The sequence below is a fragment of the Streptomyces niveiscabiei genome (genome assembly GCF_001419795.1).
GTDB lineage: Bacteria > Actinomycetota > Actinomycetes > Streptomycetales > Streptomycetaceae > Streptomyces > Streptomyces niveiscabiei.
Genome location: NZ_LIRL01000244.1, coordinates 1 through 20,630, shown reverse-complemented (window position 1 = coordinate 20,630; position 20,630 = coordinate 1). Strand labels below are relative to the sequence as shown.

The 20,630-nt window shown below is 66.9% G+C and carries 16 protein-coding genes; 6 read left to right on the top strand and 10 right to left on the bottom strand.

Annotation, left to right across the window (positions count from 1 at the left end):
- Both AOK24_RS52275 and AOK24_RS48490 read left to right on the top strand, forming a co-directional pair.
- A partial coding sequence (locus tag AOK24_RS52275; RefSeq protein ID WP_206191191.1) for a DNA/RNA non-specific endonuclease occupies nt 1-3,396 on the top strand: 3,396 nt, incomplete at its 5' end.
- 17 nt (nt 3,397-3,413) lie between these two features.
- Nucleotides 3,414-3,938: an SMI1/KNR4 family protein gene (locus AOK24_RS48490; protein WP_133258177.1), complete on the top strand. Its 525-nt coding sequence runs from the start codon at nt 3,414-3,416 to the stop codon at nt 3,936-3,938.
- Nucleotides 3,939-4,502: 564 nt separating this feature from the next.
- Here the strand turns inward: AOK24_RS48490 and AOK24_RS50590 are convergent.
- From AOK24_RS50590 to amcB, 5 genes are all read right to left on the bottom strand, one after another.
- Entirely contained in the window at nt 4,503-5,159 is a 657-nt protein-coding gene (locus AOK24_RS50590; RefSeq protein ID WP_240553867.1) for an ISAs1 family transposase, read from the bottom strand.
- A 523-nt stretch (nt 5,160-5,682) separates the two neighbouring features.
- Nucleotides 5,683-6,408: a hypothetical protein gene (locus AOK24_RS52270; RefSeq protein WP_055720234.1), complete on the bottom strand. Its 726-nt coding sequence runs from the start codon at nt 6,406-6,408 to the stop codon at nt 5,683-5,685.
- 29 nt (nt 6,409-6,437) lie between these two features.
- Nucleotides 6,438-7,124 carry a pentapeptide repeat-containing protein gene (locus AOK24_RS13095; RefSeq protein ID WP_055720233.1) on the bottom strand — a complete coding sequence of 229 codons (687 nt, stop codon included), beginning with the start codon at nt 7,122-7,124 and terminating at the stop codon, nt 6,438-6,440.
- A gap of 75 nt (nt 7,125-7,199) precedes the next feature.
- Nucleotides 7,200-7,391, bottom strand: coding sequence for a multiple cyclophane-containing RiPP AmcA (amcA, locus tag AOK24_RS13090; RefSeq protein WP_055720232.1), 192 nt, complete (start codon nt 7,389-7,391; stop codon nt 7,200-7,202).
- Nucleotides 7,388-8,539, bottom strand: a complete 1,152-nt coding sequence (gene amcB, locus AOK24_RS13085) for a cyclophane-forming radical SAM peptide maturase AmcB (RefSeq protein ID WP_055720231.1) — start codon at nt 8,537-8,539, stop codon at nt 7,388-7,390. Before amcB ends, amcA begins: the two co-directional genes overlap by 4 nt.
- Nucleotides 8,540-8,753: 214 nt before the next feature.
- Here amcB and AOK24_RS13080 point away from each other — a divergent pair, with 214 nt between their 5' ends.
- Nucleotides 8,754-9,275 (top strand): NUDIX hydrolase, encoded by a 522-nt coding sequence (locus AOK24_RS13080; RefSeq protein WP_055720230.1) that lies wholly within the window; start codon nt 8,754-8,756, stop codon nt 9,273-9,275.
- A gap of 8 nt (nt 9,276-9,283) precedes the next feature.
- Here AOK24_RS13080 and AOK24_RS13075 read toward each other — a convergent pair whose 3' ends face one another.
- Nucleotides 9,284-10,738 (bottom strand): hypothetical protein, encoded by a 1,455-nt coding sequence (locus AOK24_RS13075; RefSeq protein WP_055720229.1) that lies wholly within the window; start codon nt 10,736-10,738, stop codon nt 9,284-9,286.
- A gap of 721 nt (nt 10,739-11,459) precedes the next feature.
- Between AOK24_RS13075 and AOK24_RS13070 the strand changes: the two genes are divergently transcribed.
- From AOK24_RS13070 to AOK24_RS13060, 3 genes are all read left to right on the top strand, one after another.
- Entirely contained in the window at nt 11,460-12,458 is a 999-nt protein-coding gene (locus AOK24_RS13070) for a CHAT domain-containing protein (RefSeq protein ID WP_055720228.1), read from the top strand.
- Nucleotides 12,459-12,463: 5 nt separating this feature from the next.
- Entirely contained in the window at nt 12,464-13,678 is a 1,215-nt protein-coding gene (locus AOK24_RS13065; protein ID WP_055720227.1) for a radical SAM protein, read from the top strand.
- A 657-nt stretch (nt 13,679-14,335) separates the two neighbouring features.
- Entirely contained in the window at nt 14,336-15,103 is a 768-nt protein-coding gene (locus tag AOK24_RS13060) for an IS5/IS1182 family transposase (RefSeq protein WP_055720226.1), read from the top strand.
- Nucleotides 15,104-15,213: 110 nt separating this feature from the next.
- Here the strand turns inward: AOK24_RS13060 and thpD are convergent, their stop codons facing one another.
- From thpD to AOK24_RS13040, 4 genes are all read right to left on the bottom strand, one after another.
- Nucleotides 15,214-16,140, bottom strand: coding sequence for an ectoine hydroxylase (gene thpD, locus AOK24_RS13055; protein WP_055720225.1), 927 nt, complete (start codon nt 16,138-16,140; stop codon nt 15,214-15,216).
- An 84-nt stretch (nt 16,141-16,224) separates the two neighbouring features.
- Nucleotides 16,225-18,189, bottom strand: a complete 1,965-nt coding sequence (locus tag AOK24_RS13050) for a primary-amine oxidase (protein ID WP_055720224.1) — start codon at nt 18,187-18,189, stop codon at nt 16,225-16,227.
- Nucleotides 18,186-19,061 carry a thioesterase II family protein gene (locus AOK24_RS13045; protein ID WP_055720223.1) on the bottom strand — a complete coding sequence of 292 codons (876 nt, stop codon included), beginning with the start codon at nt 19,059-19,061 and terminating at the stop codon, nt 18,186-18,188. Before AOK24_RS13045 ends, AOK24_RS13050 begins: the two co-directional genes overlap by 4 nt.
- A 14-nt stretch (nt 19,062-19,075) precedes the next feature.
- Nucleotides 19,076-20,630 (bottom strand): non-ribosomal peptide synthetase (locus AOK24_RS13040; protein WP_159051862.1); only part of this gene is annotated, 1,555 nt, incomplete at its 5' end.

Genomic DNA, 20,630 nt, shown 5'->3' with positions numbered 1-20,630 from the left:
GACCTCCTCGGCCGCGTCACCCGCTACGCCTACGACCAGCTCGGACAACTGATCTCCCGGACCGACCCGGCGGCCGACGCCGCCACGGCCCTCGCCGCGGAGACCGACTCCGACCTCCTCAACCCCACCAGCACGGACGGCGGCGGCATCACCCGCTACACCTGGACCCCCACCGGCCTCCAGCTCTCGGCCACCGACCCGCTGGGCGCCCGCACCGAATCGACCTACGACGAACTCGGCCGCACCCTCACCGCCACCACCGTCGAGCGCCACCCCACCACGGCCAACCTCATCTCCCGCTACACCTGGGACGACGCGAACAACCAGACCGCCTCGACCACCCCGGCCGGCATCACCACCACCAGCACCTACAACCCGGCCGGCGAACCCAAGACCGTCACCACCCCCGCCGGAACCACCAAGTTCGACTACGACGGCCTCGGCCGCCGCACCCAGACCACCGACGCGACCAACCGCCGCACCGCCACCACCTACAACACCCTCGGCAACATCACCGCCACCACCGACTACGGCACCGGCACCACCGCCCTGCGCACCGCGACCGCCGAGTACGACGCCGAAGGCAACCGCACCGCCACGGTCTCCCCCCAGACCAACGCCCGCACCACCTACACGTACGACGCCCTGGGCCGCACGACCCAGCAGACCGAACCGTTCACCGCGACCGCCTCGATCACCACCTCCTTCGGCTACGACGCGGCAGGCAACCGCACCCGGCTCACCGACGGCCGAGGCAACACCACCACCTACACCTTCACCCCCTGGGGCCTGCCCGAATCCACCATCGAGCCCTCCACCCAGGCCCACCCGGCAGCATCCGACCGCACCTGGACCACCGTCTACGACAAGGCCGGCCAGGCCGTCACGGAACTCCTGCCCGGCGGCGTGAAACGCGAGAAAACCTACGACGGCCTCGGCCGCCTCACCCGCGAGACCGGCACCGGCGCCGAAGCCACCACCACCCCCCGCACCCTGGAGTACGACCTCACCGGCCGCCTCACCGCCACCGGCACCGCCGACGGCGTCACCCGCAACACCTACACCTACAACGACCGAGGCCAACTCCTCACCACAGCCGGCCCTGGCGGCACCTCGGAGTACAGCTACAACGCCGACGGCGCCATGACCCTGCGCAAGACCGCAGCGGGCACCACCACCTACGGCTACGACACCGCAGGCCGCATCGACTGGACCACCGACGCGATCACCGGCAACCAGACCTGGTACGACTACGACGCCGCCGGCCGGCCGAAGCAGGAGCAGTACGCCACCCAACCCGCAGGAGCCACGACCTTCGCGGCCACGGCCCAACGCGCCTACGCCTACGACGACCTCGGCCGCCTCGCCACCGACACCGTCACCACCATCGACGGCACGACCACGGTCGCCTCCACCACGTACGGCTACGACCTCGACGACAACCTCACCTCGAAGAAGACGACGGGCACGGCGGGCGCCGGCACCAACACCTACGCCTACGACCAGGCCAACCGCATGACGTCCTGGACCAAGGACGGCACCACCACCGCCTACACGTGGGACGCCTCCGGCAACCGCACCCAAGCCGGCACGAAGACAGCGACCTTCGACGCCCGCAACCGCCAACTCACCGACGGCACCACGGCCTACACCTACACAGCCCGCGGCACCCTCGCCTCCACCACCGGAACCGGCACCCCGCGCACCCTCACCTCCGACGCCTTCGAACGCAAGATCACCGACGGCGCCACCACCTACGCCTACGACTCCCTCGACCGCGTCCAGACCCGAGGCGCCACGGCCTTCACCTACGACGGCGGCTCCAACAACCTCACCACCGACGGCACCACCACCTACAACCGCACCCCCGACGGCGCCCTCCTCTCCTACACCGACGGCACCACCAAACAGCGGGCCCTCACCGACCAGCACACCGACCTCATCGCCGGCCTCACCCCCAACGCCACCCAGACCACCAGCTCCACCACCTACGACCCCTTCGGCACCAAAACCGCCACCACCGGCACCACCCCCGCCGTCGGCTACCAGTCCGGCTGGACCGACCCCACCAGCGGCGACATCAACATGGCCGCCCGCTGGTACCAGCCGGGCACCGGGTCCTTCGGCTCGCGGGACACCTGGCAACTGGAGCCCACCCCGTCTGCCCGGAGCAATCGCTACCTCTACGCGAATGGCAGCCCCCTCAATTACACCGACCCCACCGGCCATGACGTGCTGGCCCCCAGTCGGACGAGAGTTCCCTACACGAATAGGCCGGACGGAGGACGACAGATCGATCGCGTAATCGTGGGGGGAATAGGGTTTTACCGGAAACGAACTCCGACTGGCATAATTTCTGGGCTTATAGCTGACTATATCTATGACACATACTTTGCCGATTACTTCAAGGTCGAGCGCGCCCCCCTGCGGAGATTGCGCTCCAGTGGCAGAACGATCCCGGCGCCCGGTCCTGCGGTTCAGCCTCAGGGAAACTCGTCACTTGGCTGCGTAGGAATGTGCGGAGGACGGAAGGCGCGTCCGGGGCCTTCCGTAGGGTCGAGCGGGTCAGGTGGAGGAGGCGGGACTTCCTGCTGGATGGTGCCTTGCAGAACAATCACTCCTCCGAAGCCGCCTGTCGATCAGAATCCTAATGACGGTACCAATCCGATTCCCGCGCCGGATCGACCTCTTCCTAAGCCTGATTGGGATGGCAGCTTGGGAGGATGGAAGGAAGGGGATGGGTGGAATGTCCTATTTGACGCATCTCGCATGTTGGGCTTGTTCGGGAGTGACGATTTCGAGCCTGGCGGGACGAATCTATCCGCCAATTATGAGAATTCACTTTTCGTTACACCTGAAACTCAATTTGAATTCAATTCCAGGTTGGATCGTCCGGTGCGTAGCAGTGATTGCGCCAAGGGTTATTCGGCTATTCATTACATGCCTCTCGATGGGCGAGGGAGGGCTCAAGGGATGTATGCCTGCCTGAATAAGGGCGACTATAATTATGTTGATGAAGATGGCGAATGGGTGTTGGAGACAGGTCCTACGGAAATCGTTGGAACCGGGACCACCTTCCCTATCGACTACAATCATGTGCCACGAGGATTTTCGGGTAGTAAGGGGCTGCATCGTGGTCATCTCCTTGGCAGGCAACTGGGTGGCGATGGTGACGACCTCAGGAACTTGGTTCCGTTGTATGCTCGTGTAAACTCTCCTCTGATGTCTGGCTATGAGAACGATCTGGCGAGACGCCTGAAAGAGGGCGAGACGATTTATTATGAAGTGATCCCTCATTATCAAGGTGACGACTATATTCCGGATTATCTTGACTTGAAGTGGGGTGGTAATATGGAAGGTCCTGGTAGCGTGAGGATTCACAATAGGGCGCGTTAGAATTTTAGGAGTGACTGATGGATTGGGTGGAGCGAATCGCGTCTGCAGTCTCTTGGGAGTCCAGGGATATCTCGATTGACTGGGGTGATGCAGAGCGGCAGTTGGGGGCTGAACTCCCTGAAGACTTTAAGAGATTCTGCTCGTGCTTCGGTGCGGGGAAATTTAGTGACTACTTGGAGGTGTATTCCTCTTCGGCGAGTGGAGCTTTTGAGGTGGTTGAGGTATTGAAGGATTTTCATCAAATCTCTAATGAGCATCCGGTAGTTCGGAAGATGTATGAACCTTATGGATTGTTCACCCCTGATAGAGGTGGGCTAATTCCGTGGGGGGTATCGGAAACTGCGGTTGAGTATTATTGGATCGGTCTTTCGGGTGGTCGTCCGGAGGGCTGGAATGTAGGGGTCCGGGAGCGTGGGGGGGATTTGCGAGAGTATGAGATGGGTATGTCTGAGTTTGTCTACGGAATGCTTACTGATGTGAACTTTGGAGGCTTCGGTATTGCTGAACTGGTTCCGGAGCCATTTTATGTCCCTAGGTATTGACCTGCTGGTATTTCGTTACCGTTATTGATCAGAAACTCATGGGGTTCTCGTTCAAGACGTACTGAACGTGTGGGCTGTCGAAGTAGCCGCGGACGATGTGCGGCCGGTGCTGGCGTCTGCGGAAGAAGTAGCGGGTCTCCGCCAGGGTCTTTGAGAAGTGATCTTGTGTCCGGGTTCGTCATGCCAGTCCGAGAGCGGTGAGGGGCCGTAGGTGGTCTCGGGCGGTGTGGCGGAGGGCCGCGGCGATGTTGGCGTGACCGTCCTGGCGGTGAACACCGACAGCGAGGTTGCGTAGGCCGGCCATGACGCGGGGCAGGTGATGCGTGCGGATCTTCGAGGCGTCCTCGTGGAAGGTGCGGTCGCGGAGGTGGTTCTCGATGCGCCAGTGGCCACGGATCCCGGCGGCGAGTTCGCTGCCGTCAGCCGCGCCGGGCGGCAGGCTCGTGACCAGGTGGATCAGCTCGATCGAAAGCTTGCCTGTTCCCAGGTCCTTTCTCCAGCGGACGACTTGGAGGGCCTGGCGGGCATGAGGGTAGTCGAGGTGGGCGAAAAACGCGGCTGTTTTCAGACGGCGGACCTCGTCGCGGTGGTGGCCCCGGCCTCGTTCGTAGTGGTCCAGGCGGAGTCACGCCAGGGCAGACGTCGGACCTTGTCGTGGAGAGCGGGGTGGTTGCGCTTGATCACGGCCAGGTAGTGGGCGCCTCGTTTGTGCAGGTAGGTGGCGTGGTCGTGCTGGGTGTGCAGGGCGTCCGCGGTGATCACCGCGCCAGTCAGGTCGATGCCGTCGAGAAGTGGGGCGAAGGCCGGGATCTCGTTGCTCTTGTCGTCGATCTGGCGTTGGGCGAGGACCTGGCCGTTGTGGGTCATCGTGGCGATCAGAGCGATGGCCCCTCGGCCGGCGGTGCGTGAGCCGCGGAGCGTCTTGCCATCGACGCCGATGACCTTTCGTTCCTGGAGGAAGTCGCCGATGGCACGGTCCAGGGCGTCGCCGTCCGCGGAGGCCAGGACGAGACGGATGGTCGTGGCATGGGGCGGGCGGATCAGGCCGGTCAGCGGATCGGGCCGGAACCCGGGTAGGGCCAGAACCCTCTGGGGCGCGTCGGCGCCCCACTCTCCGATCGCCGTGATCGAGGCGGCGTCGGCCAGAACGGCGGCGGCCGCAGCGCCGAGCAGGGCCGTCCACGGGTGACGGATGCCGCGACGGGCCCGTGGGTCAGGCACCGCGGCCACATAACTTCGCAGGTCAGCGACTGCCTTCAGCGGGGCAGGGATGGAGGCGTCCCCCAGTTGCCGAAGGCATGACGGCATGCGGGAAGATGGGTGCGCAGGCATGGCCTCGCTCGGTGCTCATACGGCAGTCCGCCCGAGACCGTTCGGACACTGCGCCCGCGCCGACTCGCCCGCTTGACCATCAGCAGTTGACGGGCCATCGCGCTCCACTGCGCTGCCTCGTCTTGGTTCCCCGCAGCTCCCTGCCGGCCGTGGGCATGGCCGCCCGCGTCTTCCCGTGCAGCGGCTCCGCTATCGAGGACAGGGTTCCGCTGATCCGGACCGAACCTTCCCAACCTCGCTGACAGAGCACCAGACAGTGGTCCGCGGCGTCCTCCGTCAGGCGCACGGCGTACAGGCCGGCACAGCTGCCGCCGAGCGAGATCTTCCCGAGCTGTATCAGGAGTTCAGGGGGCGCCCTCGCCTCCGTGCTCGGGTCTCCCGGCCCTTGAACTCGGTTTTCGTGGCTGTTCGGTCATGACGCGTTCGGTGGCTGGCCGAGCCAGAAGGCGGTGACGGAGGGCTGGTCGATGCCGGTGGTCGAGCCGTCGTGAGCAAGGAATTCGGTCGGAGCGATGTAGCCGTCGCCTGGTTCGAGGCGGATGCGCAGGCAGCGCAGCGGGTGTCCTGCGGCGATGTACCGGCGGATGTCCTCGGTGTGGGGGTGGTGGCGGTCCAGGTCGGTGTGGAGCGTGCGGCAGATCTGCTGGATGTCGTGGTCGGCGATGAGCAGGTAGCGCGAGCCGGGGCCGAGGTTGAGGCAGAGACGGCGGCGGCCCTGGTGGCGTCTGGGGTACGGCAGCCGGTCGAAGTTGTCGACGTGCAGGCCGATGCGTTGGCCGGTGGTGGAGTCCGTTGTGGGGGTGGTCCAGTTGCCGGGGCTGGATGCGCACCCCAGGAGAGTGGTGGGCCAGCGGCCGTTGAGGGGGTCGAGGCGGGCGGCGGTTTCGAGCCGGCCGGACAGGTCGTCCGGGGCGAGTGGTGGTAGCGGCCGGTGGATGAGATCGATGCGGATGCTGTCCGGTGTCGAGTCGTCGGCCTGGTGCCGCTCGGCTTCGTCGGCGGTGAGGGGGACCCAATCGTCGCTGGGGACGATGGCGTCGTGGTCGTAGCCGGGCTCGCCGGCGGTCTGCCGGACCGGTGCGGTGTCGCACCGGTCGCGTATGTCGGCGTAGGTGTCGAATACGAGTCGCGGGCCCATGGCCGTGCCTCCCGAGGGCAGGTGCGGGGCTACTTGTCGTCGAGGTCTTCACCGAAGGTGACGTTCAGCTCGGCAGCGAGGGCCTCGGCCAGCTGGAGCGTCTGGGCGTGGTCGATGACGACCTGCTTGAGCGAGGCCAGGCCGCGAAGCTGGGAGAGGTCGTTTCCCCGGAGGTCCAGGCCGCGGTACTTGCCGCCGTCGAACTCGGTCAGCCGTAAGTCGCAGTCGTCGATCAGGGCTCCGCCGAGGTCGGCGGAGGCGAAGGTGGTCTCGCGCAGCGAGCACTTGGCGAAGATCACGGGGCCGGTGGCCCGGAGACGGGTAAGGGTGCTGTAGTCGATCTTGCAGTTCTCGAACAGGACGTTGTCGAGCGTCACGTCTTCGAGTGCGGCGCCCATGAGCTTGCAGTCGCGGAAGACGGCTCGGGAGATCTTGCTGTCGGTCCACTGCAGGGAGGCCAGGTCGCAGCCGGTGAACTCCACGGAGTCGACGCGGAGCTTCTCCAGGCGGGTGCGCTGGGCCTTGAGGCCGGTGATCCGCCCGTCCATCAGATGGGTGTCGGACAGGTCGAGGTCGCGCAGGTCGGCGTCGGCGTAGTAGAACTCCGCCACCCGGCCACGGCCGCCCTCCAGCGAGGTGACGTTGGAGAGATAGAGACCCGGCTCGTTCAGGGCGGGGAGCGTGACGCTCGTACGGCGGATCGTGCGGGTGTCCATCAACAGCCTTTCAGCGCAGTGGCTAGGTCGCCGGCGCTGCTGGCACGCCCAGGGGCGTGCCAGCAGCGGGACGACTCACTTCTTCTTGTCCCAGTTATCCCAGGTCGGGCGGTTGTCGAAAGGAGCCGGGGTCTTCGCCCAGTTGTCCCACGTGGGCCGGTTGTCCCACGCTCCTTCAACGATCACCGGAGGCGGGGCGTCGTGAGTTGCTGTCAACTCCATCACGACGGGGGTGTCGGATGCGACGAGTCGGTCCAGGATCTTCATGCAACAGCCTCCTTGGTTGCGAGCGTGGACAGGGCCGTGACCAGGGCCTGCCGGGAGACCCGGCAGTAGGTGGTCTCGGTGGTCGTGAGGTCGCCGTTCTCGAAGTAGCGGTTGGCGGCCTGTGCGCCGCGGCAGAAGTCGAAGAACTCGCACTCGGCCTGACAGCGGTCCAGGCCGGTGAGAAAGTCGCGTACGTAGCGCAGCCGGTGAGCATCACGGAGGACCTCAGGAAGCGGGCGGTCGAGGATGTTGCCGGCCACGAAGCCGCCGTACTCAGGCGCCGCCGTGTCCGCGAGTTCAGGGGAGAGCAGGACCACGTCGCCCTTCCAGGAGACGGTGGGGATCGGGTCGAGGCGGCGCCCGTCCCACGCAGCTCTGCGGCCGGAACGGATCAGCTGGAGGTACTCGGCAAGCCGTTCGACTTCCCGGACCGCCGGAGCGCCAGGATGCTCGCGGGCCCAGGTGAGGATGCGGCGCCAGAACTCCTCGGCCTGGACAACGGTGGGCGGCTGCCGGCCGGTGTTGACCCCTTCGATCTCCTCGATGTTGAAGCCCACCGAGTGGCCGCCCAGCGAGGCCAGGAACTCCAGCAGCTCCTCTGGCATCGCGATGCCCAGGGTGCCGACCACCGAGATGACGGAGAACGGGATGTCGTGCTCGCGCAGCTGCGCGATGCCGCGCAGGATCCGGTCGAAGGCAGGCTTGCCTCGCAAGTCGACGCGCTCGGCGTTCAAGGCGGCCGGCCCGTCGATGCTCACCCCGACGCGGACGTCGTACGCGGCCAGCAGGTCGCACCACGTCTCGGTGATCAGCGTCGCGTTGGTCTGCACATAGTGGTGGACTCGGCCTGCCCGCCGCAGAGCCTCGAACGGCGCGAGCAGGGCTGCGAACTTCTGCTGGCCCACGGCGAGCGGCTCCCCGCCATGCCAGACGACGCCGATCGGATGGCCGCTGTCGTCGAACTCGGCCACCGCCTGCGCCAGAGCCTCGGCCACCTCCAGGGGCATCTGGTGCTTGAGCTTGCGAAACGGCAGGTAGCAGTACCGGCAGTCCAGATTGCACCAGGTCGTGGGCTGCACCACCACGGTCTGCGGGGCCGCGAACCGCTGCTGGTACCGGGCACGCCACGGGAGGGAGCGAGAGCGCATCGAGGTCCTCTCCTCAACGGACAGAGGGCGACGCCGGCCCGCGACGGGTGCCGCGGAGCGGGATGCGACCACGATCCGCCCCGCGATGACGGGTACGTGATGACATCGCGCTGTCATTGCCGATGACATGTCATCGGTGCGGCGCTGACACTGCCCTGAAGTGGCTTCATCTGCACAGAAGTTCGCGTGCTTCGCTGTGGGCTATCGTGACGGGGTGCCTCGCTCGATTCTGATCCACGACGGCCAGACCGCCCGCGATATCGGTCTGGTGTACTGCTGCTCGGGTTACCTCGTCGAGCGGGGCAAAGTGCTGCTTGTGCACCACAACCGCTTCGACAAATGGGTTCCGCCGGGCGGTCATATCGAGCCCGGGGAGTCCTTCGCGGGCACGGCGGTGCGTGAGTTCAAGGAGGAGACGGGGCTGCTGGTGGAGGCGATCTCCAGCCAGCCGTCCATCCACCCGGCCGACCACAACGCCACTCCTGAACCCGTGCCGTTCTATGTGGACATCGAGCGCGAAGGCTTTCCGACGCCGGCGCTGGTCCAGTTCTTCTACGTCCAGCGGCAGCCGGGAACCCGGGAACAGGCCGTGGAGGCGCAGCTCGAAGAGGTGCACGGGGCCGCCTGGTTCGGCCTGGAGGACCTCGACGCCCTCAAGACCTTCGACCAGGTCCGTTCCCTGGCGCGGTTCGCCCTGCTGAACTACCCGCTGGCCGGGGAGCGCGCCACGTCGTAGGCGGCGGCCTACCGTCCTGCGAGGCGATATCCGCTGGCCCCGTCCACCGTGCCGGCCAGCAGTAGCCGGGCCGGGGCACCGCCGAAGGCCGTGGAGACGGCGTGGTTGAGGCGCTGAACGTACTTGGGCACCGAGGACGGGGCGACGTAGAGCGTCGCCGCGATCCGCTCGGTCGACATTCCGGTCTCTGGGGCGTCGTACACGACCTTCACCACGTCGAACAGGCGCTCCGACAGCTCACACGCCACGCTGCCTTCGCTGCTGCGTGCCCTGAGGAGGATGGTCCGGCCCGGACCGAGGGCGACATGGACGATGGCCATCTCAGGCGACGCCTCGCTCGCGTCCTCGGAGGTGGTGTCGGCAAGGTTCATCCGGGCCAGACGCTGCATCGCTTCCTCGTAGGCCGACACCGTGTAGTACGCGGCGCGGATGGTGGCGCGCTTGCCCGAGGCGCCCGGTTCGTTCCACAGCCCGGCCTCCGGGTCCCACAGGTCGTTCATCAGCTTCCACGCCTTGGCGAGGCGGGGATCGCGCGGGCTCGCGCCGGCCCGGATGGCGGCCTGGGTGCACAGCGCGTACGCCATGTGCTCCCAGGCGGTGCCCTGCACGTCCTTGTCGTCCTCGACGAACTCCTCCCACCGGTGGTGGTTGTGCAGCAGCCACTGGCCGGCCTCGACGACCACGTGGGACAGCCGCTTGTGCTGCACGGGGCCGTGCACCCCGCCCTCCTCCCGCGGGACGTCCCGGTAGGCGGGTTCGCCGCCGGGCCCGGTTCCGGCACAGACGGCCGACAGCGCGAGCAGACACAGCGCGGTCTTGCTCGGGCTCGGGTCGGTGTCGATGTAGGTACGCCACCCCCATGCCCCGCTGGGGCGCCGGTGGTAGAGCAGGCCGTGCACTCCGTGGTCGATCAGCGGTTCGACGCGCTCCAGCAGGCTGGTGGTCTCCACCCCGCCGGGTAAGAGGAGTCCTGGGCCGAAGTCATGGAGAGCATCTCTGAGCTCGGCGAGCCGGTGCACCACCAGGGCGGTCTGGTGCAGCGAGGTGTCGTCGAGTCCGAGGACTTCGGGCCATCCGTGGTCGACCCGGTGGTCCTCCAGCCAGCCGACGCACCAGGCCGCGGTCTCTGCGACGCCGTTGTGGTGGAAGAAGCGAGGATGGGACAGCAGTCCGGCCAGGCCGAAGGCGATGAACCGGGTGTGTTCACCACGACCGCCTTTGGGCCGGGGCCGCGAGTGCTCCGGGATGGCGCCGGTGAGGAAGTCGAGCCCCTGGCGAACCGGCTGTCCGGCGATGCCGGCGGGCCGCAGGATCGGCAGGACCTCGCTGGTGTTGACGATCGACGAGACCGAGGTCAGGGTGAGGCCCCACCCGCCGTCGTACCCCTGGTTGTGCAGCAGGGTCCGGGCGGCCCCACCCGCTCTGGTCTCGAACGCCGCGAGCCCCACGAGCGCACTCTTCATGATTCGCCTCCGCCGCCGAACGACCCGGACCGCCGGTCGGACCGTACCCAACTCACCTACAGCCGACGCGCGTTCGGCGACAGGACGCTACGGTGCATGGTCGTACGCCGGTTGTGTTCCAGCATGCCCAGGACACGCGACCGGAGGGCGAAACTCTTCTTCACGTGTACATCATCCCGAATGATCAAGACCGCGAGCCGGCGGCGCTCGTTACGCTTGTAGGTTGGCATTTCGCGTATCCCTTTCTCATTGTTGATAGCCCTTGTCTGGCCTGAAGGACGCTTCAGTGAGACGACTTCCTGTCCTGACGCCTTGAAGGTGTCGGATTTCTACTCGCTCAGTGCAATCTGCCGGATTCTCATCGCGTCACACACCGAGCGGCAGCGTTTTGCTGGATGGTGGAACCTCAGCCCCGACCACGCTGAACGTCTGGTTGCGGCACGGCGATCTCTGCGGACGGTTACGAGCAGCCTTGCGAAAGAATCACGTCAGCCGAGTTCTCCCAGCCCATCAACGCGTGCTTCCACAGAGGCCAACTCGCGTGAGAACACCAGTCCGAGTTGTTCTCGCGCACGATGGCAAGCAGGCAGCTCGGCAGCCCACGAAGTCTGCCAACTGCACTGCGTCAGAACAACCTTCGTCGCCACGTTCGCTCATCTGCCGGTGTGGTACGGGATATTGTGTGCACTGAGCAGGTCAACGTCCCGAGGATGGAAGCAAGTTGATCAAGTTACTGATCCTGGCCGCCAACCCACGCGACACGCATCCACTGCGGCTCGGCGAGGAGACCCGCAGGATCGAGGAGAGGATCCGGGAGAGCAACGCCGCCCACCGGTTCACCATCCGGTCCGCATGGGCCGTCACGGTCGACGAACTCCTGTACCAGTTGAACTCCTTCGAGCCGAATGTGATCCACTTCGTCGGCCATGGCGAAGCCGATCAGATCGTCCTCGAGACGACGTCGGGTTCGAGCCAGCCACTGAGCCGGGAGGCACTGGGCACGATCTTCTCCCACTTCCGTCAGTGGCTCCAAGTGGTCGTGCTGAACGCGTGCTACTCGGCCACCCAGGCGGAAACCCTGGCGGAGCAGGCAGACGCGGTGATCGGAATGACCGACCGGGTGGGCGACGCCGCAGCAATCGAGTTCTCCGCCGGCTTCTACCGCGCTCTCGGGTTTGGCCGCTCCGTCGAGGACGCGTTCTCCCAGGGGGCGGCGATGCTGACGGTGCTCGGACTGCCCGACGCGGACGTGCCCAAGCTGATCCATCGCACCGGCGTCGATCCGGCCAAGCTCGTTCTGGCCGGAGCATCGGACGCCGCGATCTCTATCCGGCGGGCGGAGGACCCTCGTGTTCCAGAGAGGCTCCGGCAGTTGCTGCAGGACGGGTGCGAGTTCCTGCTTCTGTCCAACGAGGCAATGCACCTGCCACAACGGCACGCGGACGAAGAGAACCAGATCTTCCTGGAACTTGGGATGCGTCAGTCTGACGCTGTCTTCGTCGTTGAGGTGAACCGCTTCTCGGCGGTCGGGATGGCGGCACGTGTTCTGGCCGAACGGCTGATTCCAACGGACACCTACGCGTACGACTGGACGTTGGTTGCCAACGGCGGGACTCTAGCCGACTCGCTCAGCCTCACCATGGCGGGTCTCCAATCCGGCGATCACGTGAAACTGGTGGGGAATCACCGGCGGCCGGAGTGGGCACCACAGATGGTGTAACGCCGATGACCACGACCGAACTCCTGCTACTGACCCACTCCGACCGACGGCTTCATCTGGTGCCAGTTGAGGCGCTCCGATCCGTTGTGTTCTCCGTTGGGAGCGACGATCCCGACCGGACGACGGTGGTCTGCACGGCACTGCCGTCCGGCCAAGTCGTCCGGGTGAATCGCGACGAGATCCGCTCGTATCTCCTGTCTGACGATGCGGTGTCGGCGGCGCTCACCCGGTTCGAGGTGACTGGGTTGCGGCCCGTGAGCAGTACCGCACCGGCCAGCGACCCGCGCACTTTGCCGATGTTCGGGAACCTCGCCGATCCCACTTGGCTGTCCTTGTCACTCGGTGGACAGTGCGACAGCACCTGCGTGTTCTGCTTCACCGAGTGGATCCGGCACGAACCGAAGCTCACCCACGACCAGGCCGTGCGCGCCCTCGACGAGGCTGCCTCCATCGGAACCATTGCGAGCGTGGTCTTCTCCGGGGGCGAACCGACTCTCCGGAAGGATTTGCCCGACCTCGTCCGCCATGCTTCGACGAAGGGATTCGTGTCCATCGGGATTCAGACGAACGGCCATCGCATAGCCGACCCACGCTATCTGAACGGTCTCGTTGAGTCGGGAGTGACCCATGTCCTCCTGTCGCTGCACGGGACACTTCCCGGGACCCACAACGGCATCGCTAGACGCAGGAACAGCTTCGCCCTCGCAATGCGCGCGCTGACATTGCTGGCCGCCGACGACCAGGTCTTCACCGAGGTGAACTTCGTGGTCTGCACGCAGAACGCGCACGAGGCCGAGGACTTCCCCAACCTGATCCGCCGGGTCGTGCCGAAGGCTGCTATCCGTTATTCGTTCCCTATCATCGAAGGGGCTGCGTACGACAACGTGGAGTCGACGCTGCCCAGTCTGCGAACCTTCATGGACCAAGTGTCCGCGGCGATGGCGAGGACAGTCGGTACCATCCCGGTCTCCGTGGCGAACGCGCCCCCGTGCATTTCGTCGGCCGTCGGCCTTCCACCCACCTACACCCTCTCGCTGCGGAGATCGATGCTGGGCGTATCCCCGTTCGTCAGTTCCGCGAGCCTACGCGGCGAGGTAGCTGCCAAGCTCCAAGTCTGCGACGGCTGTCACTTCACAGACGACTGCGACGGCCTTCAACTCCCATATCTCCGGCGTTTTCCACAGGCTCACCAGCACGTGGTAGCGGCCCGAGGTCGGTAGCGGACAGCTCCAGGATCTGTCTTTCGGACCAGCTTGGCTTTGCGGGGCCTGCATACTCGCTACCCTAGCCCCTTTGGTCAGGACCCCAGCGACGTTGTCGTGGGGAGCCGCGATGGGACAAGATCGTGAGACAGCGGTGCTGTGGCCCGCGAATGAGACGGTTGAGCACTTCCAGGTCAGCGTGCCGAAAAGAGACATCCCAATCAAGAACCTACAACCCGCGAGAACGAGGCTCTGGCGGACTGCCCACTCACCCCGGTTCCGCTGCCGCGGCTGCACGTGACACTCGATCAATCACTGACTGCGATGCGGCCTCTCGTTCTCCAGCAGGAACGCGACGAACTGGTCAGTGAACTCACCAAGCAGCTTGCGGACTTCGCACCCTTCGAGGTGCACGTCGGATCTCTTCTGACGTATCACTCGGAAGTCGCTGCTTAGTCGTCGTGTCGCATTCCCAAGACCTAGGTGGGCCAGTGCCGGCCGGGCCTGCTTGAAGCAGCTCAACTTCCTCCACGGCGAGCCAAGTTCACGCCCGCGGGTGTAGATGAGCCAGGAGACATGCTCGACTGATTCGTACGGGACGTCGAGCGTGGACGGATACGGAACCAGCAAGAGGTTGTCCCGTAACTGGTGGGGCAGTTGGTGCGTTGGCTGGGTATGGGTGGGGTGATCTCAGCGGATGATCCGAAGTGGATCGAGCCGTTCTCCGGGCTGACCGAGTCGCAGTTCACCAGGCTGGTGGCTCTGGTGCGGCGTCGTGGTGGTGACGTTCGGCGCGGCCGTCCCTGGCGGCTGCCGCTGGAGGACCGGGTGTTGCTGGTGGCGACGTACTGGCGCACGAACCTCACCTTGCGGCAAGTGGCGCCGCTGTTCGGGGTCTCGAAGTCCGCGGCCGACCGCATCCTCGACCACCTGGCGCCCCTGCTGGCCATCTCGCCGGCCCGCCGGCCGCGCAAAGACACCGTCTACATCGTCGACGGCACTCTGGTGCCCACCCGCGACCGCAGCGTCGCCGCCTCCAGCAAGAACTACCGCTACTCGACGAACCTGCAGGTCGTCATCGACGCCAACAGCCGTCTGGCGGTGGCGATCGGCCTTCCGCTGCCCGGCAGCCGCAACGACTGCCGGGCATTCACCGAGTCCGGCGTCGACCGGACCTGCCGCAGCGCACCGACCATCGCCGACGGCGGATACCAGGGCACCGGCCTGCTCATCCCGCACCGCAAACGACGAGGCCAGAAGCGCCTCAGCCCACACCAGGAGGCAGAGAATGCCGTCCACCGCAGGGCGCGAGCCCGGGTGGAACACGCCCTGTCGCGGTTGAAGAACTGGAAAATCCTGCGGGACTGCCGACTCAAGGGACACGGAGTTCACCAGGCCATGCCGGGCACCGCCCGGCTCCACAACCTGGCTCTCACCGGGTAACCCACGCCTCATACGGGACAACCTCAAGGCTCGGTTGCCGGTGTGATGAGTGGAATCACCACGCCAACGACCAGGGGCCCTGCCTCGTCACTATCGCTGACCAGGCGATTTCACCCTCCTGACAGAGGATGAAAGAGGTTCACCGGGGTGAAGTCGTGGCTGGCGATGTGTTCGGGGCGTGGCTCGGCGGCGGCGAAGGGGGCTCGCAGGGTGTTTTCCAGACTGTTGAAGACGATGAAGACGTTGGCTCGGGGGTAGGGAGTGATGTTTCCGTTCGAGCCGTGCATGCAGTTGGAGTCGAAGATGGTGGCCGAGCCTGCCGGGCCGGTGAGCTGTTCGATGCCCTGGCCTGAGGCGAGTTCTGCGATGGAGGCGTCGTCCGGCATGCCGATCGTCACGGTGTGGGTCCGCAGTGAGTTCCGGTAGTGGTTCTTCGGCGTCTCGCCCACGCACGGTACGAAGGTGCGGTGCGAGCGAGGGATGATCATGAGGCTGCCGTTGTACGGGTAGTTCTCGGTGAGGGCGATGGAGACGCTGACCGCGCGGGGGGTCGGCATGCCGTCCTCGGCGTGCCAGGTTTCGAAGTCGGAGTGCCAGTAGAAGGGGCCACCGCCGAAGCCGGGCTTGTAGTTGATGCGGCTCTGGTGGACGTACACGTCGGAGCCGAGGAACTGGCGGACCGGTCCGAGGATGCGGGGGTCGCGTACGAGCTGGTCGAAGATCGGGCTCATGCGGTGGACCTCGAACACCGAGCGCACCTCCCGCGAGTTCTCCTCGATGACGCTGCGGTCGCTGCCGCGGATGTCCGGGTCGGCGGCCAGCGCGGACATCTCGCGCGTCAGCGTGGCCACGTCGGCCTCGCCGAGCAGGGCCGGGTCCGAGCAGTAGCCGTTCTCTTCGAAGTGCGTGAGTGTGGTGGCGGACAACGGTCCGTCGGTGGCGGAGCCGTAGACCACCGGGTCGGGGCGGGGGATGGGCGCGGTCTTCTCCGGGACGCGGGTGCGGTAGCGGTCGGCGTGCGGAGGGGTGCGGGACATGGCTGGTCCTCCTGGTGCGGAGCGTACGTGCGGGGTCCCGTCGGCAGGTGAGCGCCGTGGAGAGGGCGGAGCGGTCCGCCCCGGTCAGGCCGCCCCGTCCGCGTGTGAATGACAGGACGTCGGCGCGGGAACGTCCAGGGCCGGGTTCCCGTCGAAGAAGCCATTGGGCCGGAGGGTGAAGCCGGTGCTCATCACCGGCATGGCCGGCCAGTCCTCGGGGCGTACGACGTGGTGCTCGCCGAAGGTGTGCCAGACGACGATGTCGGTGTTGTCGAGCGGGCGGTCGGCGGCGACGTAGGCGGGCAGCCCGTCACCGCCCGCGCTGCGGTTGGGGTAGTCGCCCGCCGCGAACATCTGCGTCGGATCGTAGGCGGTCACCCACAGGTGCCCGTAGATGAAGCGAGCCCGGTGCCATGCCTCGCTGCCTTCGGGCTGCATGGGCAGCAGCCCGGATTCGGGGACGAGCTTGTAGGCCACCGGTTCTCCGAGCCCGTTCAGCCGGCTCGGGTTGACCACGTTCCAGAACCTGCCGGTGGCCGACCGCGCGGTGCGTTGCTGCGCCTCCGCTTCCGAGCGCAGCGGGACGGCTCGGGTACGCCAGGCATTGCCGCGCAGGTTGGCGCCGTCCATGGGGAGCGGTTCGGAGTCCACTTCGTAGACGGTGTTGTGCCGGCCGTCGACGCTCATGTCGAGGCGGGCGCAGAAGAAGTGCTGGTGGTGCGGGCCGTAGAGGCCGGGTGCGACCAGGGCGCCGTGCGCCGGGTGAGGCGATGTGGTGGCTCCGGTGGAGATCATGCCGGTGAGTTTGACCTCGAACTGGATGGTCCCGTCGAGGTAGAGGTACCAGAAGTAGCCGTACTGGTAGTTGCCGAGGACGGCGAAGGAGGAGATCACCAGGCGGCGTTGGCGTCGGGTGACGACCCTTCCGGTCCGGAAGTCCGTGTGCTTCCACCCCACGCCGACGTCTTCCTCGTGCAGGCAGATGGCGTTGGGGTGCACCACCGGCGCACCGTCCTGGTCGTGGATCACCGCGTCGAAGTAGCGGATCTCGCCGAGGCAGTCACACCCCGGCTCCAGGGCGTTGACCATGAAGCCGGCCCCGTACTCGCCCTCGTCGAAGGCGTTCTTGTGACGGTGGACGAGGCCGGGGTCGCCGTAGGGGGTGTACATCTCCGCGAGAGAGGCCCGGTGGAGGATGGGCCGGATACGGCCCTGATCCTCGTAGCCGACCTGGTGGAGCACCAGCCCCTCACGGACGGTGAAGCCGAGGCGCAGGTGCCACTTCTGCCAGCGTACGGCGTACCCGTCGACGTCGAAGCCGGGGCCGTTCGGCTGGGTGATCTCGATGGGGCGCAGATCCTCGCGCGGTGCGGTGAGGCCCGGCCAGTTCGCGTCCTGGGTCCAGAACTCGGGGTCGTAGTTCCCGGCGAGCGGCGGCAGGGGGACGACGCCGTGATCGGTGACCTTCAGGACCTCCATCGAGTCGAGGTCGACGGTCACTTCGAGGTTCTCCACCGGCCGGGCGTACCCGTTGTCCTCCGGGTGCGTCCGGACGAAGGTGAGGGCGTAGCACAGGCGGCGCTCCGGAGCGTCGTCGAGTCCCTCGATGTGCCCGGTGGGCCACGCGTCCACCATGGCCAGCGCGAAGTCCTCGACCCCGCGCCGCCGCATCGCCTCCCGCCAGCGTGCGTCTTGCCGCACGGCGGTCCCGCACCGGGTGAACTCCTCCTCCGTGATCGCGGTCTGTGCGCCGACCCGCTCCTCGAAGCTCACCACCTTCTCCCGGTTGAGCGCCACCACGGCCTCGTAGGTGCGGCGGTGGGCCAGGTCGCGGAGCACGATGAAGACCGCGCGTTCCAGAGGAGTGCGCGCGTCGAATTCCCACAGGTCCCGCTTCGCGGGCTCGCGCAGCGAGATCATCACGAAGCGCAGCTGCGGGCCGATCTCGTGCTGCTCCTTGAGTACGTCGACTGCCGTGCGGATCTCCTGGGCAGTCAGCGGCTCCAGCGGGTGCCGGGCGCGAGCGGTGTCGTCAGAAGGTGCGGTCATCCCCGGCGGCCGTCCTTTTCCAGTGGGGTCTTGCCCGTCTTGGTGGGCGCATCGGTGCGGGGCTCGATGCTCTCCCCGGCGTCGTTCGTGCTCGGGTCGTCGCCGAAGGCGTCGGCGAGGTCCGTTCGGATCGCCTCCAGGACGGCGGGACGGCACTCCTCCAGATAGAAGTGACCGCCGGGGAACCTGCGGGCGGGTTGCCTTCCCCAGGTGCTCACGCGCGCCCAGTCCTCGGGGACGTCCCCGTGAATCTGGTCGTCCGCTGAGCCGGCGTAGGTGAGGATCGGGCACGGCAGGGGCAGCCCGCCGCCGTAGCGGTACGTCTCGGCCATCGTGTAGTCGGCTCGCAGGCGGGGGAGCAGGAGCTGACGCAGCTCGGGCTCCGCCAGGACGTCCGGTGGGGTCCCGCCGGCCGCGAGCACGACGTCGAGGAACGCCTCGTCCGGCAGCAGGTGCCACGCTTCCGGGTGCTCCGCCGCCCGGGGTGGGGACGGGCTCCCCGAGGCGATGAGAAGCCGCGGCGGCCGTCCGGCACGCCCGAGCTCCCGCGCCATCTCGAAGGCGAGAAGGGCGCCCAGGCTGTGGCCGAAGAGGGCGTACGGACCTCCGGCCAGGGGGGCCAGCATCGCGGCGAGCGACCGGGCGAGGCGCTGTAGATGCGTGGCGGGTTCCTCCCGGTGCCGCTTGCCGCGTCCGGGGAGCACCACCGGAAGTACCTCGACTCGGGGCCGCAGCGGTCGCGCCCAGGTGAGGAATCCGCTGCCGTCACCGCCGGCGTGGGGCAGGCAGAACAGCCTCGGCCGGCCGTCCGCGGCCAGGCCCGTCTGCGGCGCGACCGCCCAGTCGGCGGCGTGGTCCGCCGAGTTGTCCATCCGGGTCTCCCCCTCTAATGAGGTTGGTCCAGGCTTTCGGCGAGCTCCTTGACCGTGGGGGCGGCGAGGAACGTCGCAAGGTCGACCTGGCAGTCCAGCTCCTTGCGCACGCGGGCGATGTAGCGGGCCGCATGCAGCGAACTGCCTCCGACGGCGAAGAAGTTGTCGCTGATCTCGATCATGTCGACGCCCAGCACCCGAGCCGCGAGGGCCGCCAGCTTCTGTTCGGTACCGGAGGTTTCGGCCCCGGTCGGCTCGGTGGCCTTCTTGTTCTGCGTCACGGCGGGCAGCGCCGCGTGGTCGACCTTGCCGTTCGCCGTCAGGGGGACAGCGGAGATGATGCGGATGCCCGAGGGCACCATGTAGTCGGGCAGCGCTTCCCTCAGGGCATCGCGCAGCCCGTCCTCGTCGGGGCGTGCGCAACCAGTGGGGACCACGTAGGCGTTGAGGCGCCCGTCGGCCGCCGTGACCACGGCGGTGCGCACCTCCGGCCTGTTCTCGAGGGCGCTGCGGACCTCCCCCAGCTCGACGCGGTGTCCGGCGATCTTCACTTGGTCGTCGGACCGCCCGAGGAAGATCAGGGCCCCGTCCTCCCGCATCCGGACCAGGTCCCCCGTGCGGTAGAGGCGTGCGCCGGGTTCGTCCGTGAACGGATCGGCCAGGAAGCGCTCTGCGGTCAGCTCGGGGCGGTCGCGGTACCCCCGGGCTATGCCGGCGCCACCGACGTACAACTCCCCGTCGTGGCCGCGCGGGACCAGGGTGCCGACCTCGTCCAGGACGTACACGCGCACGTTGTCGATGGGCACGCCGATGGGGACCTCTCGCTGTTCTTCCGCGGCGGTACAGCGCCAGTGGGTGGCGTCGATGGAGCACTCGCTCGGCCCGTAGCAGTTGTGCAGCACCGCTCGCGTGCCACAGCGGTGGAAGCGCCGGACCAGCTCCGGTGACAGCGCTTCGCCGCCGCAGAAGACGTGCCGCAGCCCTTCGATGTCGGCCAGTCGCGGGGCGTCCTCGTCCAGCAGGAGATCCAGCATGGAGGGGACGCAGGTCATGGCCGTCACGCCGGTGGCCAGCAGCGTCTTCAGCAGGCGCTGGGGATCGTTGGCTCCGCTGGTGACGGGGACGACGGCGGCCCCCGACACCAGCGGGGCGAAGATCTCCCAGACGGACGGGTCGAAACCGAGTGCCGTGTGCTGGGGAACCATGTCTCCCGGCCCCAGCGGGAACGCGCTCGCGTCCCAGTACAGGCGGTTGGTGAGATTCCGGTGCTCGACCTCCACGCCCTTGGGCGTGCCGGTGGATCCGGAGGTGTAGATGAGGTACGCGAGGTGATGGGGTTGCGCCTGCGCGGGCGGCGCCACGGCGGGCTGCTCGGCCAGCGCCGCGGCGCAGAGGTCGACGGGGACGACGGGGACCCCGACGTCCGGCAGCCGGTCGAGCCACCGCTGGTGCGTGAGCACGCCGACCGCGCGGCTGTCGCGCACCATGAAGGCGATCCGCTCCGGTGGGTAGCCGGGGTCCAGGAAGAGGCAGGCTCCCCCGGACTTGAGCACGGCCAGCGTCGCGACG

Bases quoted from the DNA above. Each gene is read 5' to 3' on its own strand.
- AOK24_RS13075 (WP_055720229.1), bottom strand. From the start codon at position 10,738: ATGAAGAGTGCGCTCGTGGGGCTCGCGGCGTTCGAGACCAGAGCGGGT.
- AOK24_RS48490 (WP_133258177.1), top strand. From the start codon at position 3,414: ATGGATTGGGTGGAGCGAATCGCGTCTGCAGTCTCTTGGGAGTCCAGG.
- AOK24_RS52270 (WP_055720234.1), bottom strand. From the start codon at position 6,408: ATGGGCCCGCGACTCGTATTCGACACCTACGCCGACATACGCGACCGG.
- amcB (WP_055720231.1), bottom strand. From the start codon at position 8,539: ATGCGCTCTCGCTCCCTCCCGTGGCGTGCCCGGTACCAGCAGCGGTTC.
- AOK24_RS13060 (WP_055720226.1), top strand. From the start codon at position 14,336: ATGGGTGGGGTGATCTCAGCGGATGATCCGAAGTGGATCGAGCCGTTC.
- AOK24_RS13045 (WP_055720223.1), bottom strand. From the start codon at position 19,061: ATGGACAACTCGGCGGACCACGCCGCCGACTGGGCGGTCGCGCCGCAG.
- AOK24_RS13065 (WP_055720227.1), top strand. From the start codon at position 12,464: ATGACCACGACCGAACTCCTGCTACTGACCCACTCCGACCGACGGCTT.
- AOK24_RS13095 (WP_055720233.1), bottom strand. From the start codon at position 7,124: ATGGACACCCGCACGATCCGCCGTACGAGCGTCACGCTCCCCGCCCTG.
- AOK24_RS13050 (WP_055720224.1), bottom strand. From the start codon at position 18,189: ATGACCGCACCTTCTGACGACACCGCTCGCGCCCGGCACCCGCTGGAG.
- amcA (WP_055720232.1), bottom strand. From the start codon at position 7,391: ATGAAGATCCTGGACCGACTCGTCGCATCCGACACCCCCGTCGTGATG.
- thpD (WP_055720225.1), bottom strand. From the start codon at position 16,140: ATGTCCCGCACCCCTCCGCACGCCGACCGCTACCGCACCCGCGTCCCG.